This window comes from Gottfriedia sp. OAE603, assembly GCF_040543965.1.
In the GTDB taxonomy this organism is placed as follows: domain Bacteria; phylum Bacillota; class Bacilli; order Bacillales; family Bacillaceae_G; genus Gottfriedia; species Gottfriedia solisilvae.
Genome location: NZ_JBEUNN010000001.1, coordinates 445,276 through 467,708, shown reverse-complemented (window position 1 = coordinate 467,708; position 22,433 = coordinate 445,276). Strand labels below are relative to the sequence as shown.

The 22,433-nt window shown below is 33.2% G+C and carries 27 protein-coding genes; 5 read left to right on the top strand and 22 right to left on the bottom strand.

The window, feature by feature from the left end; all coding sequences use genetic code 11:
- Positions 1 to 217: 217 nt before the first annotated feature.
- The 12 genes from ABID96_RS02230 to ABID96_RS02175 all read right to left on the bottom strand — a co-directional run bounded on the left by ABID96_RS02230 (position 218) and on the right by ABID96_RS02175 (position 7,986).
- Complete coding sequence (locus ABID96_RS02230) at positions 218 to 1,435, bottom strand: hypothetical protein (protein WP_192603328.1); 1,218 nt, start codon at positions 1,433 to 1,435, stop codon at positions 218 to 220.
- Between the two features lie 12 nt (positions 1,436 to 1,447).
- The gene (locus tag ABID96_RS02225; protein ID WP_192603329.1) at positions 1,448 to 2,296 is read right to left on the bottom strand and encodes a hypothetical protein; all 849 of its coding nucleotides are present in this window, start codon (positions 2,294 to 2,296) and stop codon (positions 1,448 to 1,450) included.
- A complete protein-coding gene (locus ABID96_RS02220; RefSeq protein WP_192603330.1) occupies positions 2,293 to 2,982 on the bottom strand; it encodes an ABC transporter ATP-binding protein in 690 nt (229 codons plus the stop codon). Before ABID96_RS02220 ends, ABID96_RS02225 begins: the two co-directional genes overlap by 4 nt.
- The gene (locus tag ABID96_RS02215; RefSeq protein WP_192603331.1) at positions 2,979 to 3,374 is read right to left on the bottom strand and encodes a GntR family transcriptional regulator; all 396 of its coding nucleotides are present in this window, start codon (positions 3,372 to 3,374) and stop codon (positions 2,979 to 2,981) included. The genes ABID96_RS02220 and ABID96_RS02215 overlap by 4 nt, the downstream gene beginning before the upstream one ends.
- A gap of 174 nt (positions 3,375 to 3,548) precedes the next feature.
- Positions 3,549 to 4,031, bottom strand: a complete 483-nt coding sequence (locus ABID96_RS02210) for a DUF1648 domain-containing protein (RefSeq protein ID WP_192603332.1) — start codon at positions 4,029 to 4,031, stop codon at positions 3,549 to 3,551.
- Between the two features lie 27 nt (positions 4,032 to 4,058).
- Positions 4,059 to 4,265 (bottom strand): transcriptional regulator, encoded by a 207-nt coding sequence (locus tag ABID96_RS02205; protein ID WP_192603333.1) that lies wholly within the window; start codon positions 4,263 to 4,265, stop codon positions 4,059 to 4,061.
- A gap of 4 nt (positions 4,266 to 4,269) precedes the next feature.
- Positions 4,270 to 4,569 carry a YxlC family protein gene (locus tag ABID96_RS02200; protein WP_192603334.1) on the bottom strand — a complete coding sequence of 100 codons (300 nt, stop codon included), beginning with the start codon at positions 4,567 to 4,569 and terminating at the stop codon, positions 4,270 to 4,272.
- A complete protein-coding gene (gene sigY, locus ABID96_RS02195; protein WP_192603335.1) occupies positions 4,562 to 5,101 on the bottom strand; it encodes an RNA polymerase sigma factor SigY in 540 nt (179 codons plus the stop codon). The genes ABID96_RS02200 and sigY overlap by 8 nt, the downstream gene beginning before the upstream one ends.
- 253 nt (positions 5,102 to 5,354) lie before the next feature.
- Positions 5,355 to 5,960, bottom strand: a complete 606-nt coding sequence (locus tag ABID96_RS02190; protein ID WP_192603336.1) for a flavin reductase family protein — start codon at positions 5,958 to 5,960, stop codon at positions 5,355 to 5,357.
- 11 nt (positions 5,961 to 5,971) lie between these two features.
- Positions 5,972 to 6,577, bottom strand: a complete 606-nt coding sequence (locus tag ABID96_RS02185) for an alpha/beta hydrolase (protein WP_192603337.1) — start codon at positions 6,575 to 6,577, stop codon at positions 5,972 to 5,974.
- Positions 6,578 to 7,522, bottom strand: a complete 945-nt coding sequence (locus tag ABID96_RS02180) for a ring-cleaving dioxygenase (protein WP_192603338.1) — start codon at positions 7,520 to 7,522, stop codon at positions 6,578 to 6,580. It abuts the gene before it with no gap.
- A 26-nt stretch (positions 7,523 to 7,548) separates the two neighbouring features.
- Positions 7,549 to 7,986 carry a MarR family winged helix-turn-helix transcriptional regulator gene (locus tag ABID96_RS02175; RefSeq protein ID WP_192603339.1) on the bottom strand — a complete coding sequence of 146 codons (438 nt, stop codon included), beginning with the start codon at positions 7,984 to 7,986 and terminating at the stop codon, positions 7,549 to 7,551.
- A gap of 179 nt (positions 7,987 to 8,165) precedes the next feature.
- Between ABID96_RS02175 and ABID96_RS02170 the strand changes: the two genes are divergently transcribed.
- The gene (locus tag ABID96_RS02170) at positions 8,166 to 8,993 is read left to right on the top strand and encodes a DUF2935 domain-containing protein (protein ID WP_192603340.1); all 828 of its coding nucleotides are present in this window, start codon (positions 8,166 to 8,168) and stop codon (positions 8,991 to 8,993) included.
- Between the two features lie 374 nt (positions 8,994 to 9,367).
- Here ABID96_RS02170 and ABID96_RS02165 read toward each other — a convergent pair whose 3' ends face one another.
- Complete coding sequence (locus ABID96_RS02165) at positions 9,368 to 9,877, bottom strand: P-loop NTPase family protein (protein WP_192603342.1); 510 nt, start codon at positions 9,875 to 9,877, stop codon at positions 9,368 to 9,370.
- 132 nt (positions 9,878 to 10,009) lie between these two features.
- Here ABID96_RS02165 and ABID96_RS02160 point away from each other — a divergent pair, with 132 nt between their 5' ends.
- Positions 10,010 to 10,663: a glycosyltransferase gene (locus tag ABID96_RS02160; RefSeq protein WP_192603343.1), complete on the top strand. Its 654-nt coding sequence runs from the start codon at positions 10,010 to 10,012 to the stop codon at positions 10,661 to 10,663.
- A gap of 70 nt (positions 10,664 to 10,733) precedes the next feature.
- Here ABID96_RS02160 and ABID96_RS02155 read toward each other — a convergent pair whose 3' ends face one another.
- Positions 10,734 to 11,519, bottom strand: a complete 786-nt coding sequence (locus ABID96_RS02155; protein WP_192603344.1) for an EcsC family protein — start codon at positions 11,517 to 11,519, stop codon at positions 10,734 to 10,736.
- 467 nt (positions 11,520 to 11,986) lie between these two features.
- Here ABID96_RS02155 and ABID96_RS02150 point away from each other — a divergent pair, with 467 nt between their 5' ends.
- The gene (locus ABID96_RS02150; protein ID WP_377896580.1) at positions 11,987 to 12,718 is read left to right on the top strand and encodes a TerC family protein; all 732 of its coding nucleotides are present in this window, start codon (positions 11,987 to 11,989) and stop codon (positions 12,716 to 12,718) included.
- 119 nt (positions 12,719 to 12,837) lie between these two features.
- Here the strand turns inward: ABID96_RS02150 and ABID96_RS02145 are convergent, their stop codons facing one another.
- Positions 12,838 to 13,188, bottom strand: a complete 351-nt coding sequence (locus ABID96_RS02145; RefSeq protein WP_192603346.1) for a VOC family protein — start codon at positions 13,186 to 13,188, stop codon at positions 12,838 to 12,840.
- A gap of 104 nt (positions 13,189 to 13,292) precedes the next feature.
- Complete coding sequence (locus ABID96_RS02140) at positions 13,293 to 13,676, bottom strand: YkvA family protein (RefSeq protein ID WP_192603347.1); 384 nt, start codon at positions 13,674 to 13,676, stop codon at positions 13,293 to 13,295.
- A 521-nt stretch (positions 13,677 to 14,197) separates the two neighbouring features.
- Here ABID96_RS02140 and ABID96_RS02135 point away from each other — a divergent pair.
- Both ABID96_RS02135 and ABID96_RS02130 read left to right on the top strand, forming a co-directional pair.
- The gene (locus ABID96_RS02135) at positions 14,198 to 15,931 is read left to right on the top strand and encodes an ABC transporter ATP-binding protein (protein WP_192603348.1); all 1,734 of its coding nucleotides are present in this window, start codon (positions 14,198 to 14,200) and stop codon (positions 15,929 to 15,931) included.
- A 267-nt stretch (positions 15,932 to 16,198) separates the two neighbouring features.
- The gene (locus tag ABID96_RS02130; RefSeq protein WP_192603349.1) at positions 16,199 to 16,816 is read left to right on the top strand and encodes an RraA family protein; all 618 of its coding nucleotides are present in this window, start codon (positions 16,199 to 16,201) and stop codon (positions 16,814 to 16,816) included.
- 160 nt (positions 16,817 to 16,976) lie between these two features.
- Here the strand turns inward: ABID96_RS02130 and ABID96_RS02125 are convergent, their stop codons facing one another.
- From ABID96_RS02125 to ABID96_RS02100, 6 genes are all read right to left on the bottom strand, one after another.
- Positions 16,977 to 17,639, bottom strand: coding sequence for an amino acid ABC transporter permease (locus ABID96_RS02125; RefSeq protein WP_192603350.1), 663 nt, complete (start codon positions 17,637 to 17,639; stop codon positions 16,977 to 16,979).
- Between the two features lie 12 nt (positions 17,640 to 17,651).
- The gene (locus ABID96_RS02120; RefSeq protein ID WP_377896578.1) at positions 17,652 to 18,290 is read right to left on the bottom strand and encodes an amino acid ABC transporter permease; all 639 of its coding nucleotides are present in this window, start codon (positions 18,288 to 18,290) and stop codon (positions 17,652 to 17,654) included.
- A gap of 88 nt (positions 18,291 to 18,378) precedes the next feature.
- Complete coding sequence (locus ABID96_RS02115; RefSeq protein WP_192603351.1) at positions 18,379 to 19,185, bottom strand: transporter substrate-binding domain-containing protein; 807 nt, start codon at positions 19,183 to 19,185, stop codon at positions 18,379 to 18,381.
- Positions 19,186 to 19,201: 16 nt separating this feature from the next.
- A complete protein-coding gene (locus ABID96_RS02110) occupies positions 19,202 to 19,930 on the bottom strand; it encodes an amino acid ABC transporter ATP-binding protein (RefSeq protein WP_192603352.1) in 729 nt (242 codons plus the stop codon).
- Between the two features lie 231 nt (positions 19,931 to 20,161).
- On the bottom strand, positions 20,162 to 21,034 hold the full coding sequence (sigJ, locus tag ABID96_RS02105; RefSeq protein ID WP_192603353.1) for an RNA polymerase sigma factor SigJ: 873 nt from the start codon (positions 21,032 to 21,034) through the stop codon (positions 20,162 to 20,164).
- Positions 21,035 to 21,054: 20 nt separating this feature from the next.
- Positions 21,055 to 22,350, bottom strand: coding sequence for a phytoene desaturase family protein (locus ABID96_RS02100; RefSeq protein WP_192603354.1), 1,296 nt, complete (start codon positions 22,348 to 22,350; stop codon positions 21,055 to 21,057).
- Positions 22,351 to 22,433: the final 83 nt, after the last annotated feature.

The window sequence follows — 22,433 nt, the reverse complement described above, 5'->3', positions numbered from 1 at the left end:
ATCCTTCTATTTTACCACATTTTTTCAAAAATCAATCAAAAACAGAACAAATGTACTTTATATTTTCAATTAATATTCATGATTGTCCTCAAAATGTAAAATACAAACCTTTTAAACTAGAACGTACATTCCTTCATTCATTTTATTTATAAGCTACTTTGATTGTGAAAGCAAATAAAAAAACTAACCTAGTCCATTACGGATCTAGGTTAGTCTACTAGCGCAGATTAAATTCATATAACTCTAACTTTTTCAGAAGCTGTTTTTTATTTTCTTGCGTATTTTTAACTTTAATTGCACCTTCATAGATTGTTTTTCCAGTAACTAAATCAAAAATATATATTGAACGATTTTCTCCATTTTCTCTATTCGCAATCGTATACAACTTGCCATCGATTATTTTATTGCCAGAAAAAGAGACTCCACTTTCTTTCGAAATAACAGTTGGCTCGCCTTCAATTTTTTTACGTTCTAAACTATATTTTAATACCGTTACGTTTTGATCATTATGATTGATCAAGTAAAGCATATTATCACTCTGAAATAATTCGCTTTGCTTGCTTATTTGCAATTGTTCTTTTGTTAAATTTAGTTTGTCTTCCTTACCTGTTTCTAAATTCCATATGTGCATTGCACTATGAAGTTCTTCGCTTAATACTTCTCCGTTTTCTTCATGGGTGTCTTTCATTTTTACTTGTTTATAAACATAATACTTTTTTGATTTTGTTAAATCTATTTCAGATGGGTTAGTATATTCTGTATGAATAGTAGATTCTTCTTTGTCTATCGTAATCTGTTTACGATCATTCATTTGTTTTTTATTTATACTAATTCGATAAATGTAACGTTCATTTTCTCCATAATTCTTGTTTTGAAATGTAGTAACAACTAATTCTTTGCCGACTAGCTGAACATCTTCAATTCCTATATATGAGTACTCTTCTTCATTAGGAATATCTACTTGAAATTTAAAGCGATCTTTACTTTGTAAATCTAAACCGTCTATATATAATTTGTAATCATTATTTCTCGCTTGAAAATTTAAATTCTTTCCTCTTACATCTGCATACCAAACATAATCTTTATCTAAATAAAAGTTAGTCTCATTATTTTTCCCACGCATAAAATTTTTCTCTTCATTTTGCAAAGTATTTAGTTTTTCTAGACCAAATGTTTTGCGATTAATTTCATCAAATATTGAATTATCATTTTTGTACTCATTACCTTTTGTCGTAATGGTTACAGATCTATTAATATTATTTTCATATAGATTCCCCTGAACCTCTAAATTATTAGCAGCGCTCGTTTCCCCTTGCTCTGTACTAATATAGAATACGGGAAGATTACTTTCTGATGTGGCAACCTTTGTATAAAACACGCCAAGGCTGATTGTTGTTACGGCTGCAATAACAGCCAGATTTCGATATCGTTTCATTTTTACTCCCCCTTACACCGAAACTTTATTCTGTAGCAAGTACTTACTTAACATGATTGAAATAGCTGTGATCAAACCGATTAAACCTAACTCAATATAAAATACTTCTTTTGGATAAAGTGAAAAGCCATTATTAGGCATTAAAACTAGCTCATTAATTAGAATAGGTGATATAAGAACAATCACAATAAAGGCTGCATATAGAATCCCCAACACAATTCCTTTCCACCTAAAGCTACGCTCCAATAAAATAACGGTAAAAATCGCAAATATTGATACTAAACCGACACCATACGATAATAGAAACTGAATAAAGTTACTAGGTAATACTGTTGTAAACAACATATTATTTAAGATTAAATCTAATGTACTAACCTTACTTAGTAATTCACTAGGAACACTATTTTCAAATATTGTTATTTCAATTGGAAGTAAAATAAATTGGTAAGCGATTAAGCTTAATATCATGATTAAAATTGTGATTGCCTTTGCATAATAGATTGTCATTCTTGATGTTGGGACCATAAATAGTCGATAAATAAACGTGTTTTTACCAAAATAATCTCTATACCAAATCATAAAAATATAAAGGAGCATTAACGCCACACAAATTGCTATAGGTGCTACGAAGAAAATATTATTTGTCACATGATGAAAACTAATAGTGCCATTTACCGAAATAAATTCTTCTAACGCTTTGCTTGAACTAGCATATTTTGCTTGTTCTGCTCGATTTAAGTAATCAGATTTTGCGATGAAAATACTCACAAACTGTGAAATTGCAGTCAAAACTAGTAATCCAATATATAATTTGATAAAACGGTTCATTTCAAAATTTACTAATTTGATAAATCGATTCATGATTGATACACCTCTCTCATTACGTCAATCACTGACTTTCCTTCTTCCGATCGTAATTCTTCTGTATAAAATTCTTTTAAGATTTCACCATTGTCCAATAAGATGACTTTATCTAATAAGTGTTCAATATCATTAATTTCATGAGTTGTAATAATAACACCACGATCTTCTATTAAATGACTCGTGAACACTTTGGCAATTTGCTCTCTACTAAACATATCAATACCTGAGAATGGCTCATCCATTAGAACATAATCTACGTCTAACCCAAGTCCAAATAATAAATTTGCTTTTGCTGCATTCCCTTTTGATAATTCACCTAATTTTTCATCTAAATTTAATCTGAAAAATCCAAGTAATTCTTTTGCACGTTCCTGATTCCAATTTACATAAAAGTCCTGCATGAATTGGATTGCTTCGCCAACTGTAAAACTTGGAAGCATCGTTAAAGTATCAGGAATAAATGTAATATTTTCATACATTGAATGATGAATCTTCTTTTCATCTATTAAGATTTCACCTTGATCAATTGGGGTTAAACCCATAATTGCTTTCATCGTTGTAGACTTACCTACTCCATTTATTCCAATTAAACATGTAATCTCACCTTTATTAGCAGTAAAATTAATATTTCTTAGTACATGTTTTCGTCCGAACTTTTTAGAAACATTACTTACTTTTATCATTTAGACCCTCCTTCCTCATGGTTAGTCTGCTTCAATTCATAATTTTTCTTAACCATTTCTAGTAATTCCTCAACTGGGACATTGATGACTTTAATCGAATCAACAAACTCATTAACTGCTTCCATAATTAACTCATTTCGTATTCCCTTAAGTATTTCAACATCTGTCGTTATTTTACTTGGGTAATTTTTTTCAGTCGTTATCAATCCTTGTTCCTCCATTTCCTTGTACGCTTTTTGTACAGTATTTGGATTTATATTAAATTGAACAGCGAGTTCTCTTCGTGATGGTATTTCTTGTCCAGCTTCTAGTAGTCTCTTAGCAATTTGTTGTTTAAAATGCCTAACTACCTGTAAATATACTGGCTCTCTATTGTTCACAATAAACTCCATCAGCCCACCTCCTATAATCATCATTCCAATTTTTAGTGTGTGTACTACTTGGTTCATACACCTTATACGTGTACTATACAGTTAATACACTAAACTTGTCAAACAAAAATTCAAAAAAATACCAACCTTATTTAGAAATGCTTCTAAAAAGGTTGGTATTCTATCAATCCTAAGTTATCTATATTTCCTTGAATTCACTAAATACATTATTAAGGTACTGAACAATATGATTAAAAATAAGATCATGACATATGAATTCAATTGTATATTTTCAACAATTACCCAGCTTATATACGAGGTGATGAGCATAATCTCTAAGTTCATAATAGACATCATTCTGACAGCCATTTGATATTGTTTCTCTGCATTTTCTTCAGTAATTTCTACAATATAATTAAATTTATGTGGTATGTGCTGAGTTCTTGTATTTAGTATATAAATTAAGATGCTGACTGCCAAAAGTATGAAGATACTTTCTTTTGGTCCCCAATAATCAACTTCTCCTATATAGTTAAAATGCATCGGTATTTGATCTGGTAATTTCACATAATTAATTAGTAAATATATTGCCGTTCCCCCAATTATAAAAACTGAAATAATATTAATCCAATTTTGCAGAGGCGTTCTTTGTATATTTAACCTTGGTCTACTCTCCATGTTTAGTCCCTCTCTTTCGTTCACTATTTATATTCTATTTGCATTCCGATCCTTCCTGACGACTAAAAAGTAGAAGAAAATACTAGGGAAAGGAAACTGAATCATTCCAACTAGTCCCCAAAGCCAAGAAGAACGATTTCTCTTTTTAGCATTCGTAAACAATAGGATACTTTGTGATATTAAAATGATGAAAACTAAAACCAATATAATACTATTTTCAACTGTCCATTCCATTGAACTACCACTCGCTTTCGATTTTCTTTTTGTCTCTCATAAAAATTAATGGTATTGCTATAAAACCCAGCACTTGTATGATAATTAGATTCATTGGTGTTTGAAGTGAAAGAAGGATTGCTCCGACAAAAAGACTACAAGCTACACAAATAAACAAAATTAATTCCTTCACGTAAGACGACCTTTTTTGTTGCTGATGCAAAGAAATCTTTTGAGTGATGGTATTTAACGATGGAATCTCAACTTCAGTTATTTCATCGATTTGCTTCATTGCTGATAACAGTTCATCTGTTTCTTTACTCATCCTGCATTAGCTCCTTTCTTAATTCCTTCATACCATTATGAATTCTTGATTTAACCGTACCTTCACGTATGTTCATCATTTTGGCGATTTCTTCATTTGTGTATCCGTAGTAGTGCTTTAATAAAATTGCAGTTCGAACTTCAGATTTTAATTTATTAAATCCTTCCATTACATCACCCCATTCAAAACCTTTATAGGAAAGCTGCCATTTTAATGAACGGGACAATTTCTCTATTTCAGTTTTTTGCCAAAACCACTCGCGCTTTTTTCTTCTTTGCTGATCTAAATAAAGTCTCGTGGCAATTGTAATTAACCATGTAGAGAACTTAGACTGAGCGTTATATTTTTGAATATGATCGAAACCCTTTAACATGGTATCCTGAACGAGGTCTTCAGCTGTTTGTGGATCGAGTGTCATTTTTAAGATATATTTATATAAAAAGGAATAGTATGTTTGAAATAACTCTGCAAATGCTTCCTGATTGCCCTCTTGGGCGAGTTTGACGACTTCTAATTCTTCGAAAGAATCCATTCCTTCCTCCTTCCACCAAGCAATAGATGATTCATGTTTAATTTGATTACATAGGTTATACGTTTATCTTCTACAAATCGTTCATTTTTCTTTTTAAATTTTTTTTGAGATTCGTTAACATTGTTCTTTTTAACTTGAGATTAGGCTCTAGAGGTCTCAACTGGCCAGCGAAAAATCTAGAACAAGTAGTGTTTTTGCAACAAAAAATAAAACCCTATCTATTGTTAGATAAGGTTTCATTTTTATTATAAGATTATTTTGGTCGTTCAATTGTAAAAATTTCACCAATTTTAGCATAATGATCCCCAGCTAAACGGCTGACTGCCTTTAAACCATTTGAGTCAATTCGTCCATTTTCATAAATAGCTTCATCGATATGATAATGTACAATTTTACCAATTAATAAATCGCAGGCTTCATTATTCATTCCTAAAGGAATTGCTTGTTCTAGTTTGCATTCTAAACGAATTTTCGCTTCTTTGACACCTGGCACTGATATTTTTACACTATCTACTGGCGTTAAGCCCGCTAATTGTATTTCACTTTCGTTAGCAGGTAATGCTGCAGCTGTTTTGTTGATTGCTTCCACATTTAATTCATCAACAATGTGAACTACGAATTCGTTTTTCTCTATAGCATTTCTTGCAGTATCCTTTTGTTTACCCGCTTGCCTTTGTACTGAAATAGATATCATAGGTGGATTTGCCGTTATGATGTTGAAATAACTGAATGGTGCACCATTTAAGATCCCTTCACTTGATTCTGTTGTGACAAAAGCAATCGGTCTCGGAATAATACCACCAATTAAAAACTTGTAATTATCACGTTCACTCAAATCTGTTGGAGAAAAAGATTTCATGAATTCACCTCTTAAAAGTTTTTTTCGTACCATTCTGTTGCTTTTTCGATTTCAGTCCTTGTTAAGCTATGACCATTATTTTCCCAATGCGTTTCTACTGTAGCACCTGCTCCTTGTAATAAAGAAGCTAACTCTTCTGTTTCTTGAGGTAGACAAATTGGATCATTTTTACCTGCACCAATAAAGACTGAAAGACTCTTCATTTGTGGTAAATCTAAGTTTCTAATCGGTACCATCGGATGTAACAACATAGCACCCTTCAATACATCCTCATAATGGAATAGTAAGCTACCAGCTATGTTGGCTCCATTAGAGTAACCGATCGCAATGACATGATTCGGATTAAAATCATAGTCAGTTGAAGCTTGATCGATAAATTCTTTTAGCTCTTTTGTACGGAATACTAAATCCTCTTCATCAAATACACCTTCAGCTAATCGCTTAAAAAATCTTGGCATACCATTTTCACTTACATTTCCTCTAACTGATAGAATTGAAGCCTCATCATCAATCATACCAGCAATTGGAAGCAGGTCATGTTCATTTCCTCCTGTACCATGTAGTAATAAAAAAGTTGGCTTACTCGGATTCGACCCTTTAATGAATAAGTGTTTCATTTAAATTTCTCCCTTCACTTCTCTTATATTAATTGGTTGCAAATGATTTTCGATTAGTTCACGGTTTACTTCCTGCCATTTAGGAAGCATTAGCTTTTCTCCTAAGCTATCTTTCGGTTCATCAATCATAAAGCCTGGAGGATCAGTTGCAATTTCAAATAATAGTCCTCCATGCTCACGGAAATAAATTGCATGAAAATAATTTCTATCTTTTATTTCAGTTACGCCATATTGATGATCATGAATCTTATGCTGCCAATTTACATGTTCTTCATCATTACTTGCACGCCAAGCGATATGATGTACTGTTCCAACACCCATCACACCCCTTCCAACTGGTGCAAGCTCGATATCTATGATATTACCAATTTCGCCACTTGCTTTAAAACGCAAGTAATTTCCTTCTTGGCCTAAGCTCTCTAATTCCATTACATCTTCTAATAACTCGGCAGTTTTATGTGGAGCACCAGAATATAAAACCGCTCCTCCAAAACCTTTTATTGCAACCTCTTTCGTTACACCGTTAAACTCCCATGTGTTTGATGCATCTGTTTCTCTTTCAACTAGCTCTAAATGTAAGCCGTGTACATCTTCGAACTGTAGAAAAGTTTCACCAAATCTTGTTACTTTTTTCGTATCAATATGAAAGGATTTTAATCGGTTTTCCCAAAAATCTAATGAGTTTGTTGGAATTAAAAATGTGGTAATCCCTACCTGGCCGCTTCCTACTTTCCCTTTATATGCGTTTGCCCAGGGAAAAAACGTCATAATCGTTCCTGGATCTGCATCTTCATTACCAAAGTAAAAATGGTATGTTCCCGGATCATCAAAGTTAATCGTTTTCTTTACAAAACGTAATCCTAAAATACCAGCATAGAAATCCATGTTTTCCTGTGGATCGCCAACAATGGCAGTTATATGGTGTATCCCTTTCATTTTTTCCATTTTTTCTCTCCCTTTCTACATTGTGATCATTTATTTAGTTTTCTTAATAAGTTAAGCAATTGTTTTTGTTCATCTTCGGTAAGTTTGCTAAATTGGTTTTGCTGAAATTGTTCTTGCGTTGGAACAATTTCTTCATACATTTTTTCACCAAGTTCAGTTAATGAAAGATATTTATTCTTCCATTCAACCTCCCTCTGAATCCAGTTCATCTCTTCCATCTTTTTCAACAAATGAGTTACGTTTCCCTTTGTTACGACTAATTTATCTGCTAATTCTTGCTGTGTAATTCTCTTATTTCTGCCAACATGTACGATTACATCAAATTGAGCAGTCGTTAAGTCCCACTTCTTTAGGTGTTGATTAGACTCTCTAACATTTTTAAGATAGAAACGCGCTAAGCGGAACCATAATAATATAGCTAAATTTTTTGATTTATTTGAAGAAAATTCATGATTATCTTGCATAGTAACCACCTCTAAGATCGATCTTGTTATCAGTTTAATATTAAACTGATAAAAAATCAAGTAAAATGTTTTATGAATTTATTATGTTTGTTTCCTTTTATTATTATGACTTGTAATGTTCGGGTACACATTAAAATACATATAAATGGAAGTGGTAAATACTTAGTAGAGGTGATGTCATGTCCAACCTTTTTGTTTCACGTTCATTAGATGAAATTCTTTTTTGGTCAAGAATTATGAAAGAGCATTCATTATTTCTCAAGCTTGGATTTAATTGTGATGATACCGAACTCATAAATGAAGCAGATCACTTTTATAAATTATTTGAAGCAATTGAAACTAAAGCTCAAAATTTCACCATGCAATCAGATCCTCAACAAATACAACAATTTAATATAGAAGTTCATAATGCCGCTTCCATGATATGGGCCTTTAAGCGAAAAATACTGGGGCTCATTATAACTTGTAAAATATCAGGTAATAATTTCCCCCTGCTAGTTGACCACACAAGTAGAGAAGCTGCATACTTCGCAACTCGTTTAAAAGAATTAAATGAAGGGAAACTAAAACCACAGCCTGCAGCCATTATTAGAGAGAATGTATTCTTCCTAAGAATTATGGCAGATCATGCAAAGTTTATTGGACATCTTTTAGATCCTTCAGAAAGAAAACTAGTAGAACAAGCACGAGATTTTAGTCATGATTTTGATCAATTACTATTTCAAGCAGTTGATTTAGAAGCGATGCAACCGCAATCTGAGACTGTTCCACTAATCGATAAATTACTTGATGAAAATCGAGTTTCAGTAAAGTCTCTTAGAGACTTTAAGAAATCCGCTCGTGATCTAATTGAAGCATGTAAAATTAAAAGTATTATACATCCACTTTTAGCAGACCATGTGTTTAGGGAAGCTGAGAGATTTTTACAAATTATAGACTTGTTTGAAGCAGAGCTCACTGGAACAAATACACAAAGTATTGAAGATATCGCAAACCACGGTTTTTAGAGACAAGATGCTACAATATAAATCATTATCTCTTACTTTGTTTACAGACAGAAAGCAAAAAGATAACTCTTTTTGCTTTTTTATTTGATAAAATTCACTATAAAAAGGAATTCTCTCAGAAAGTTAATTAAAACTATTAATAGTGTTATAAAAGGAGACCCCGGAGGCCAAGCAAGGTTGGCATGCTAAAACCACGACGTCCTGTCGTAACGCCGCATGCATGGTGTGGACCCGAGGCTCAAGTCGTTACGCCCCATGGAAAACGAAGTACATGTAATGGAAACCACCATTCTTTTTTAACAGATTTAATAAATAAACAAAAAAAGCAAAAAGATTATGTCTTTTTGCTTTTTTTGTTTATTACGCTTCATTTATTAATGTAATAATTTATCTATATCCTTATTGTCCTTTAGTAGGTACACCTTATGGTTGTACTGCTTAAGCATATTTAATATATCTGGTTTATATAGCAGTTCAAAATTATGATTCCACTTATACATTTTCCTTAACATTTTCAATGTCGGCTTATAGTTCGCTTTCTCTATATTTAATCTTTGTAAGATAAATCTTTTGAGAATTCTATACTTCCTTTTCTTCTTTGAAACATCTAAAAGCAAAATCATGTCTGCAAGTTCGAAGCTCTTTTTAACCCATTCATAATGGACCCCTTCAACAATCCAATAATCTTGACCAATGATATTCTGAAAAATAGCATCTCGATCGTCCATACTATTTCTTATATCTCCATTACTAGTTCTTTTCCAAACTATGTTATCCAATTCGTAATAAGAAATAGATAAAATATTTGATATATTTTTTGCTAAAGTTGTCTTTCCACTACCTACTGAGCCAATTATATGAATTCTTTTCGGCATATTTTTCATGCATGTTACTCCCAATAAGTTACATTAGATTATTTAGAAAATTTATATAATTTTAATTATGAATGAAATTACTAAAAAAATCCAAAATAATATTTGAGCTTTATAGATATTTATTAAAAAGGAGATAACAAAGTGAAAAAACAATTCCTTAAAATGGCAGCAATGTTTCTATGTTTTAGTTTAATATTAGCACCTTTAAAATCATACGCAGAAACTGAGTCTCGAGTTCAATCAAAATGTATGAGTATGTCAGCCGTTCAACTGAAAGGCGATATGCGAAAACTTTGGACGGATCATGTTATTTGGACTAGTAACTACATCACTAGTGCTGTTGCCGGAGCACCCGATCAAGCAACAGTTTTAGCAAGATTATTACAAAACCAAAAAGATATCGGCAATGCAATTAAACCTTACTACGGAGTTGCAGCTGGCGATCAACTTGCAAAGTTATTAACTGACCATATTCTTATAGCTGGTAAAATAGTTGAAGCTGGAAAGAAAAATGATATGAATACCTTAAATAGCTTAAATGCTGAATGGTTTAAAAATGCAGACGATATTGCTAATTTTTTAAGCAAAGCAAATCCACATTGGAACAATAAAGAATTAAAAGATCTGTTGCATACCCATTTAAAAATGGTTACTGAAGATTTAATTACAAGACTGAAAATGGATTGGGAAGGAAATGTAAGAGCCTTCGACCATGGCTTGAATCACATTTACAAATTGTCTGATGTACTATCTGAAGGCATTATCAAGCAATTTCCGAAGAAGTTCAAAAACTAAACAAACGTTTGATTAAAGACTGAGCAAACAAAAGATGAACCCCTTTTTTCGGATTCATCTTTTGTTGTCTTTATAGACTTTTCATTCTCTCCATTATTCTTCTCTTTTTATATAACATTCTTCCTACTTCACCAACATCTTCTATTGCCTGTTTATTTACATATGCTCCGAATACTAATCCCGCAATTGGAACCATTTGAAATAACTTCTTCCATCCCATATTATCTCGATAAGTAAAAAACACTTCTCTCCATCCTTCAATTTGAGAAAAGGCCTTTTTCCCTTCGACAAATGTTAATTCTTCTAATATTGCTTTCTTACCAACAATATCAGAAGAAGTAAATTGAAGACACTTAATGATGAAAATTCTCTCTTCCTGATCATTCGGATCATATCCATAAGAAATTGCAATTTCTTGAAGTGTTTTTAATGTAAGCCCTAACAATATAGGGACATCGATTGCAAGTGTGAAGATTCCACCAAAACCAGTTGTAGCTCCTTGTACTTTTGCAAATTGTTTCCGACTCATAACAAATGCACTTGCAGCTTTTTCCATTTGTTCAATTGATAAATGATTCACTTTTTCTAATTCCGTTAACTCTTCGACGGAAAGTTCTTTACTCATTTTAGCAAGTGTAGACGGAACACTAACTAAATATTGCCCACCAGCATTTACATATTTTGAAAGTTCATCTAAAATACTACCGATTTTATCGTGAATAAATTTTGGTGTGATCTTATCTAATATCATAAATGGAATTCTGCCTATTTTTTCCCAAAAAAATAAGTTCTTTTGATCTTTTTCCCACTTTTCAATTTCTTTTAGTTGTGCTAATAAATACTCTTTATTTTCCATAAAATCTCCTATCATTCCGACTAATATAGTATCACTATAAAGCTTTGTTCAATACAAAGTAAATGAACCAGAGGTTATTTTATTTTTTTGAAAAGGCTGTTTTTGTACACATTGTTGCTATAAAAGAATGCGTTAGTTGATTAAAATCAAAAAACAACAATCTTTTAGAAGAGAATTTTTGAAAAAGACTTATTCAACTTCAATTATAGAATAATAATTAATTCAAATTGAATATAATTTATAATAGGAGTTTTTTTAATTAAACGCACACCACAAATCCTCAAAAAACAAATAACACCCCCGAGTGGAATCTTGATTTCAGAGCCCTCGAATTTCAATAAATAAAAATTGTTTACCTTCAAAATCTAAAGTTGGATAAGTAAAGATTTATTAAGGAATTATATTGGGGAAGGAGTTTAAAATAATTTTACATTTATATAAAAAGATTGATTAGTTAGGAGGAATATATGGAACTGTCTTTATTATTAGAGTATGGATGGGTTTTACTAATTTTGATTCTGTTAGAAGGATTGTTATCTGCAGATAATGCATTAGTTTTAGCAGTAATGGCTAAGCATCTACCAGAGGATCAACAAAAAAAGGCTATTAATATTGGGTTGCTTTTAGCGTTTATCTTTAGAATCGGTGCTATATTTATTATTTCGTTTCTTTTTCATGTTTGGCAGGTTCAAGCGATCGGCGCTGCATATTTAATCTTTATTGCTTTAAAACATTTACTAAAAAAACATGATGATGGAAAAGACCAAAAAGGAAAAAGCTATAGAATGACCATTGCTCAGATATCATTAGCAGATATCGCATTCGCAATCGATTCTATTTTAGCTGCAGTTGCACTTGTAATTGATCTGCCTGATACAAAAATGGGTGAAATTGGTGGTATGGATGGTGCAAAATTTATCGTTATTATCATTGGTGCAATTGCAGGTTTAATTGTTATTCGATTTGCTGCCGGTTTCTTCGTTAAGATCTTAACGAAACGACCTAAACTTGAAACAGCCGCAATGTTATTGGTTGGTTGGGTGGGAGTTAAATTAGTCATGCATACTCTAGCGCACCCTGCAGTACACATTCTTTCTCATGACTTCGTCGAAGGACCAATATGGAATACAATTTTTTGGTCAGTAATGCTTCTGATTGCTTTAGGCGGTTGGTTTTTATCTAAGGAAAAAAACAAATGAAACAAATGAATAACAATGATTATATAAACGAAAACGCTTGGATACATGTCTACGTTCAAGCGTTTTTTATTTTATGACAATTTAAAAGCGGCATATTCATCGCACATTTTATCAAAAGCTTAACATTTACAAACCATTAAATGATTTCCATCAGGATCTCTGAAATTAAAATAATGGTTATGTTCTATTTCTGTTGTTAAGTGGACATTCATACTTTTCATATATTCATATGCACTTTCAATGTTGTCCGTATTAAAATGAAAAAGTGGGGTCTTTATGATGTTATCTTCTGAAAAAATCTTGCTGTCTAATACAATTCCCGTACCATTCATTGGTAGGATATATAAATGACCATACAATATCTCTCCATCTCTTGGTAACCCTAATATTTCACAATACCAATCACTCGCTTCCTCAATATTGTTGACAGGAATAAAAATGGCTCCAACCTGATTTAAAATAGGTATCACAAACTTACCCTCCTATATATTTTCTCAAATATATACCTTTCTATTTGACTTTTATTTCCTCTAATTTAACGATTTATCACCTGACTAGCTTAAAAAGAAAGGTGTTAGTAAACTAAATGATAAATTTTAAAAACACCAAAAATAAAAACCAAAATCCATATGATAACGATGACTACACCGACAAACCAATTCTTTGGCTTACCTTTCTTCATCATCTTCTCTGCCTTCTCTTCACATTCTAGTAGAACATTCTTTGGTATCATCTTTAATGCCAGTATGATCCCTAGTGGAATCAGAATGACATCGTCTAAGTAACCAAGAATGGGGATAAAATCCGGAATTAAGTCGATTGGACTGAATGCATACGCAACTACACAAGCCGAAAATACTTTGGCATATATTGGTACTCTTTCATCTTTACATGCAAAGTAAAGAACAAATATTTGTCGCTTTATTTTCTTAGCCCATTTCTTCATTTTTTCAAGCATTTCATTCTCCCTAAAATCTTAAAATTTTCATATTCATTACCTTTTTTGATAAATTTCATATTCGTATATAGTTCGAGGTTCAATGTACTTTACCTCTACTTTATTTAAGTTAACTATACGTTCATTCCATAGTAAAGCTACTTTAGTATGTAAAAAACAAACCCTGAATTCGGAAAAGATACAGGGTTTATTTTCTTCTTCAATTTTTCAAAAGGAAATTCATGTTATCTTTAAAAAACATATAATTACGTTCCCTTTTTTAAGGTTCTACATCATTTTTCGTATGGCGCAGAAATTTTACCCTCTTCATGTAAAATACAGTCCTTTCACCGACTGATTTACAGTTCTCTCTTTATGTTATTGTGTATAAAATAAAAGTAATCATGAAAAAGGAGGAAAAAACATGAGAAACTTCGTGAAACAAACCGTACAAACATATAAGGGTGGAACACTTTCTTAACATGTAAACGGTGTGCCCCCATATATGTGTTAATGTAAATAACACAATAAAGGGGTAATTTATGCATTTTCCAGTTAAAAAGTTTTTCTCATATTACAAACCGTACTTAAAGTTGTATCTTTCCATATTAGTCTGTGCCTTTTTCGTATCCACAATAACTTTGATATTTCCACTGTTCGTTCGATATATTACAAAAGATGTTTTGGAAGGCAACATGTCCAGTGCATTAACTGATGTTTACTGGATTGGAGGATTGATGTTAGTCCTAGTGACAATTCAGAATCTAGGCAATTTTTTTGTGGACTACAAAGGTCATGTAGTCGGCGCACGTATGGAACGTGATATGCGTAGTGAGCTATTTTCACATATGCAAAAGCTTTCCTTTAGTTTTTACGATCAGGAAAAAACCGGCCAGCTCATGTCTCGAATAACGAATGATTTGTTACTTCTTTCTGAGTTGTACCATCATGGTCCAGAAGACTACATCAAATATCTCGTCCGCTTTATTGGGGCGTTTGCTATTTTGTTTTCTATTAACGCACCATTAACAATCGCAGTATTCTGCTTTTTACCTTTATTAGGTGCTTTTACATTGTATTTTAATAAGGTTTTGAATCTGGCATTAAAAAGAAACAAAGAACGAATTGGAGATATAAACGCACAGGTAGAAGATAGTCTATCTGGAATCCGAGTTGTTAAATCATTTGCAAATGAAAATGTAGAGATTGAAAAGTTTAATAGAGAGAATAATCGTTTCCTAGATAGTCGAAAAGAAACATACAAGGCAGAAGCCTACTTTTACAATGGCGTTGAAACATTGCTCCAACTAATTACCATTACGGTGATAATTTTCGGTAGTACCAAAATCGCAGGTAACGAGATCGATTTAGCAGATTTGATTACTTTTTTAATGTATATCAACTTCATGATTGAACCAATTCAGCGACTTACGCATATGAGCACTCAATTTCAAGAAGGTATTACTGGTTTCCAACGATTTATGGAAATCATGAATCTAAGGCCTGTGATTGAAAACAGTCCAAATGCGATTATCTTTGATGAAGTGCAAGGGAAAATTGAGTTTAAGGATGTTTATTTCCAGTATGATGATAATCTGGACCATGTCTTAGTCAATATTTCACTCCAAGTTCAGCCTGGTGAATACGTTGCTTTAGTTGGGGCGTCTGGAGCAGGAAAAACAACATTATGCTCTCTCATTCCTCGTTTTTACGATGTGACTGATGGTGAATTACTTTTAGATGGTATCAATATTCGTGATATCGACCTACATTCATTAAGAAATGTAATCGGTATTGTTCAACAAGATGTTTATTTATTTGCAGGCACAGTGATAGAAAATATCCGTTATGGAAATCCAACTGCTAGTGAAAAAGAAATCATAACTGCTGCAAAACATGCCTTTGCACATGATTTTATTATGAGTTTACCAAATGGTTATCACACTGAGATTGGACAACGAGGCGTTAAACTTTCAGGAGGTCAAAAACAACGACTAAGTATCGCTCGCGTATTCTTAAAAAATCCACCAATTCTCATTTTAGATGAGGCAACAAGTGCACTTGATAACGAGAGTGAGACCTTCATTAAGGAGTCACTAGAGTCGCTCGCGAAAGGACGTACAACGATTGTTATTGCCCATCGACTTTCCACTATTCGTAATGCCGGACGGATTCTCGTTTTAACAGATGAAGGTATTACTGAACAAGGTACACACGATGAATTGTTAACAAATGGCGGGGTATATAAACAACTATATTCCAAGCAATTTGAATAACACCTATATAAGCATAATATAAAAATTGGTCACTCTTTTTCGAAATGAGTGACCAATTTTTTAATTAAACATTATTACATTCCCAAACTTTCATACGTGCTCTATATAAATATGTTGTTGCTATTATACGAACAAGTCATATAAATAAAGAGGTTGCTCTATAACCCAATAATATTTGTTTATGACATCCAATAACTTTTATGTATTACTCATCTAAAACATAAATTTATATAATTTTATCAAGAGAACTATATAAAGGAGAATCATATGACATCTATTATTCATCTATTTAATAACATACCAACAACTTGTATATCAGATGTAATGAATGGATTAAATAATATGCATCCAGCAATTAAACCTTTAAAGGAGGAGCATAAGTTTGTTGGAAGAGCTTTAACTGTTCAGATTCCAGTAGGTGATAATCTAGCTGTATTAAGAGCTATTAGAGAAGCCAAGACTGGTGATGTAATTGTGATCGATGCTAAAGGTGATCAATACCGAGCTATCGCAGGTGACTTTGTAGTTGGCATGGCTCAGACACTTGGCGTTAGCGCTATCGTTGTAGATGGAGTTATTCGTGATATCATTGGAATTAAAAAATTAAACTTTCCAGTATTCTCTAGAGGAACAGCCGTAGCGGCTAGCGGAAAAACTGGAGTTGGTGAAATCAATATTCCAATTTCTTGCGGTGGCACCTCGGTTAGTCCTGGGGATATCATAGTTGGTGATGCTGATGGTGTAGTGGTAATACCTCAATCCGAAGCACAAAATATATTGGAGAAATCATTAGATAAATTGAGAAAAGACGAATTAAGAGAAGAAAATATATCTAGAAATATTGAAGCTATAAAGGCTTACTTAGATCATATGCTTTCTCAGTAAATGTAAAATATTTGGTTTCTTTAATCAAATGTACTGTTTATTAATAGCATAACTACTTTATATGTTGGAAAGAATCGTACTTTGCTTTAATATCCACAAAAAAGCCCTATAAAATAGACTTTATAAGTGTCTACTCTATAGGGTTCTATCAGTTGGATTTTTATATCTGTTTTAATTCTAATCTTCTCGCGATCATTGACAAAGCATAGTTAACGATGAAATACATGAACGATACAATGACCAGTACGGGTACTACATATGAGCCTTTTTGTGCATATATAATTTGTCCATTATGCAATACATCAGGCAGCGCGATTACGACAGCTAGTGATGTATCTTTTAGCAAAGAGATAAATTGACTTACAAGAGGCGGTACCATTCTTCTTAACGCTTGGGGCATGATGATATAGCGTAATGTCTGAATATAATTTAGTCCCGAAGCACGTCCTGCTTCAATCTGTCCTTTTTCAATTGAGTTTAAGCCACTACGAATGATTTCTGAAATCATAGCTGATTCAAAAACCGTCAATGCTGCGATTGCGGCTGCTGTAATTTCCATTTCGATTCCGATTTCAGGAAGTGCAAAATAAGTAAAGAAAATAAGTAGTAATAAAGGAAGGTTACGAATCGTCTCAACGACCACGGCTAGCAAATGAGAAACAACCGGAATTTTTGCATATCGAAGTGTACCTACAATACCGCCAATTATGAAACTTAGTACAATTGAAATCGCAGCAACCTTTAGAGTAACCCAAAATCCTTCTAGCAGAAATCTTAAATGGTCAGTTGTATATACTTCTATGAACGGCGTTAGAAAATCCATCTATGCACCTCCTTAATTACTTCTAGCCAAGCGTTTTTCTAAAAAGGCAACGCCTAAACTTAAAGGAATCGTTATAATTAAATAAAATAACCCAACAAAAATATAGGTATCAAAGGTTGCATAAGTCATTGCAGATATGAGATCTCCTTGATACATTAAATCTCCTCCTGCTACGACTGCTAATAATGAAGAATTCTTAACTAAATTGATAAATTGATTGCCAAGAGGCGGGATGACGATTTTAATCGCCTGCGGTAGTATAACCATTCTCATTGCCTGTCCGTATGTCAAACCTGTCGATCGGGCAGCTTCCATTTGCCCTTTTGGAACCGACAAAATCCCGGCACGAATGGCCTCAGCAATAAATGCCGCTGTGTAGATGGTCAATCCTATTGTTCCTGCAGTCATTCCTCCAAAGTTCCCAACTAAGAAAGTGAAAAACACGATAACCAGTACAGGTATATTACGAATAAATTCTACATATGCCGTGCCAACCCAGTTAAGTAGCTTAATTGGAGCAATTCTCATGACAGCAATTAGTGTTCCAAAAATAAAGCTAGCTATTAAAGCAATTAAACTAGTAATAATCGTTACTTTTAAACCTTCCAAAAATAAATCCATATAATTCGTTAGTATCGAGAAATCTAGCAAACGATCTCCTCCTAATTAATCAGGATGAGCAGGTCCGAAGCTTGCATGGACCACTGCACATCCTGACGAGAATCCCGATAGTTATAAATTAGTTTTTAATCCACTTATCCTTTATTTCATCGTACTTTCCTGAATCCTTTAGACTTTTTAATGCTTTATTTAACTCATCGACAAGCTCTTTATTGCCTTTCTTTACAGCAATTCCATAAGGCTCTTCAGTGAATGTTCCCCCTACTAATTCAAAAGAAGGATCTTCTTCTGCCATACCATATAGAATTGCATCATCTGTCGTGAGTGCATCACCCTTCCCAGACTTTAAGGCTGTAAAGGCTTCAGCATAATTTTCGAATTCAAGGACTGTTGTTTCAGGAGCCTTCTCACGAATATTGATTGCAGATGTCGAGCCTTTTACAGCAAGCACCTTCGTTCCTTTTTTTAAATCTTCAATGCTTTTCACTTTACTTCCTTTTTTCACAAGCAACGATTGACCAGCATCAAAATAGACATCAGTAAAATCTACTTCCTTCTTACGTTCTTCATTAATTGTCATTGTTGCAACAACAGCATCAACCTTTCCATTATTCAAAAGGCCTACTCTTGTTTTAGAAGTAACCTCTATGTACTCTGGCTTAACATCGTCGCCAAACATTTCTTCTGTTAATGCTTTTGAAAGATCGATGTCAAACCCTTCTACATCACCCGTTGATGGATTTTTCAATCCAAATAAACGAGTGTCATGTTTTACGCCAAACACAATTTTTTTATCTTCTTTGATTTGAGCAAATACATCCTTGCTGTTTCCTTTAGAGTCCTTGTCCCCGCCGCAACCAGCAAGCAAACTGGCCGCCGTAATTGATACTAGCGCTAATTTCATGAAATTTTTTGCTTTAAACATATCCATTTCCCTCCAATTAATGATTTAATATACGGCTGAGAAATAATCGAGCTCGTTCTTCACGTGGATTCTCATAAAATTCAGCCGGAACTGCTTCTTCCAATATTCGTCCTTCATCAATAAACACAATACGGTCGGCAACCTCTCTTGCAAATCCCATTTCATGGGTTACTACGACCATTGTCATACCTTCTCTTGCCAGGGCTTTCATCACATCAAGAACCTCTCCAATCATTTCGGGATCAAGTGCGGAAGTTGGTTCATCAAACAGCATGATATCTGGTTTCATGGCAAGTCCGCGGGCAATTGCTACACGCTGTTGTTGACCTCCAGAAAGTTGGGAAGGATAAGATTCAGCTTTATCTAATATACCTACCTTATTAAGGTAACGACTTGCAGTTTCCTTAGCTTCTTTTTCGGATTGGCCCAAAACTTTCATTGGAGCAAGCGTAATATTTTCAAGCACAGTTTTATGGGGATATAAATAAAAGTGCTGAAAAACCATTCCAATATTACGTCTAAGCTTATTAACATCTGCTTTTTTATCCCCTACTGAAATTCCATTTACGGTGAGAGTTCCTTCTGAAATTGATTCCAAATGATTTATACAGCGTAACAAAGTACTCTTCCCTGATCCGGACGGACCAATTATGACAACCACCTCACCTTTATTAATTGTTAGGTTGATATCTTTTAGGACTTGAAAATCCCCGTAAAACTTATTCACTTGATTAAATACAATCATCCCTGACCTCCTAACAAAAAAACTATTAAAATTAGAAACTCCATTCTTGTAAATTTTGAGAACTAATTAAACTATATTCATATTGTGTCCAATACATTCGTCATAGTTTTGTCCATACTTTTCTCCAACAAAAAAAGCCGCTATAGCGGCTTATGGTTTTGAAAGACTAATGTACACCTTCATTAAATAGTAAGAAAATCATTATATAAGGAACCTTTTTATTAGAATCACTTACTTTATCCTTATTTTATCTGGGTTTCTAACTAGGTAAATTCTCTTATAGCAATCTCCTGCTCTTTCAAAGCAAATGATTGTAGGATCTTTGCCATCTACTAATATTCCAATTTGTCCATTTACCATGACTAGTTTGACTTCCGCAGAGTCGGCTTCTTTCTTCGCTACACCTATTAAGAATGCAATAACATGATTCTTGTTGGATAAAGGACGCAAGGCTGCTTTAACTTTGCCACCACCATCAGAAATAAGAACAATATCGTCTGTTAAAAGTGAGATTAAAACCTCTAAATTTCCAGTCCCAACAGCTTCGATAAAACGTTTTGCTAATAAGAAATCTTCTCTAATATTTGGTTTCGTATTTTGATGATTAGCTTGAATTTTTTCTTTCATTCTACTAAAGATTTTGCGGCAATTCATTTCTGTCTTACTTAAAATGTCTGCAATATTTTTATAATCAAATTCAAAAACCTCTCGAAGAAGAAAAACTGCTCTTTCAACAGGAGTTAGTTGTTCAAGTAGTACTAATAGTGCATATGAAATCGTTTCATCTAAAATGACTTTTTCCGCTGGATCTTCATGTGTGCCTTCTAATTTTAATTGAAGAATTGGTTCAGGTAACCATGGTCCAACATATACTTCCCTTTTCTTTCTTGAAGATTTTAATAAGTCCAAGCATCTGTTTGTCATAACTTTACATAAAAAAGCTTTTATATTATTCGGTTCTTCGTTTGAAGTTTTACTCAGTTGGTGAATGGCAACAAAAGTATCCTGTACTAAATCCTCAGAATCCTCGACTGATCCCAGCATATGATAACCAATTGAAAATAAAAGTGGTTTATATTCAGAATATAGTATATCTATATCCACGAAGTCTCTTCCCTTCTGTTCTATAAATGTTGAAATGCTAATTTCATTTCTAGTAGTTTCGTAGCATTTTTAACACTACTTAGTGATGCACTCAAAAGAATTTCTTTATCTCCTACCCAATCTCCTGCAATATACAAGCCCTTTATTCCTATTTCATCTGCTTCTACTATATTTTCACTTGGTTTTTTTATTGCATTGGAAACGACTATCTTAGGAAGAAAACGACGCGTCACAATATAATTTCTCCACCCAGGTTGGATTGCATCTAGAAAACATTCTAGTTCATATTCATCATTTTGTGCTTCAGTTTCAGTCATAGAATCTAAATATTTCATAACATGTACTACAATTTGACCAGGCTCATCTGAAAGCTTTGCTACTGTTGAATGATTTGAAAAATACCAAGGATTTTCCACACCTAATGCAAAATTCGTTTTAGGATTTGGAAGACCAGACATGACAAGATCTAAACATGCTGCACGAACCGGTATCATTTGATCTACTTTTTTATGAAAAGATTCCGAGGCCTTCTCACCTACAAGTCTCATTAGGTCATGTGGATTAATCGTTGAAACTATACTACGTGATTTCATCATTTGCCCATCTTTTAACGAAATTGTTAATTCGGGATATTCACCTGAAATTTTACTAGCCACTGCATTCTTTTGGATTGTGACCCCTACTTCTTTCGCCCTACTGATCAGTTTATTAACAATTGTTTGCCAACCTTCATTCAAATACAATACACTTGTTCCTCTTAATTGACCAATAGCTACCCGAGCACTGATTAGTTCAGGATTATTTGAATATGTGGATAACCGAACAAATGTATAAATTAAGTCTTTCACCTTGTTACTTGATAGCGCAGTAGATAGATACTGCTTTAAACTTATTCCATTTAAAGGGTCTAACTCCATTTTACGTATATGACGATAAAAACGGATAAATTCCATTTTCTCTTTCCACTTCAAATGGCTACCAAGAAATAAATTCACTATATCTACTACGTTCATTTTTTCATTATCTTTTCCAAACACAAATGCACCGCTTAATTTTGGCGATTTACCTGTAATATTGACTCCAACCTCATTAAATACCTCAAGTGTATCTGAAAAAAGTGCATGTGGGCCTAAATTCACATGAGCTTTTCCTAAATTACTCGAGATGCCCCTTCCCCCTAAATTCCCTCCTTTTTCTAGTACCAATACCTTTTTCCCCTTTTGCGCTAACAAAATAGATGCTGTTAATCCAGCTATTCCTCCACCTAATATGACAACATCCCATTTTACGCCAGTAATATCTTCTGTTGAATACATATTTCTTCACCCTTTCCTCTTATCTCATTACTTAAGACGAATAGCACGAGGAATTTGTGACAAAACAGAAATAAAAAGAATGA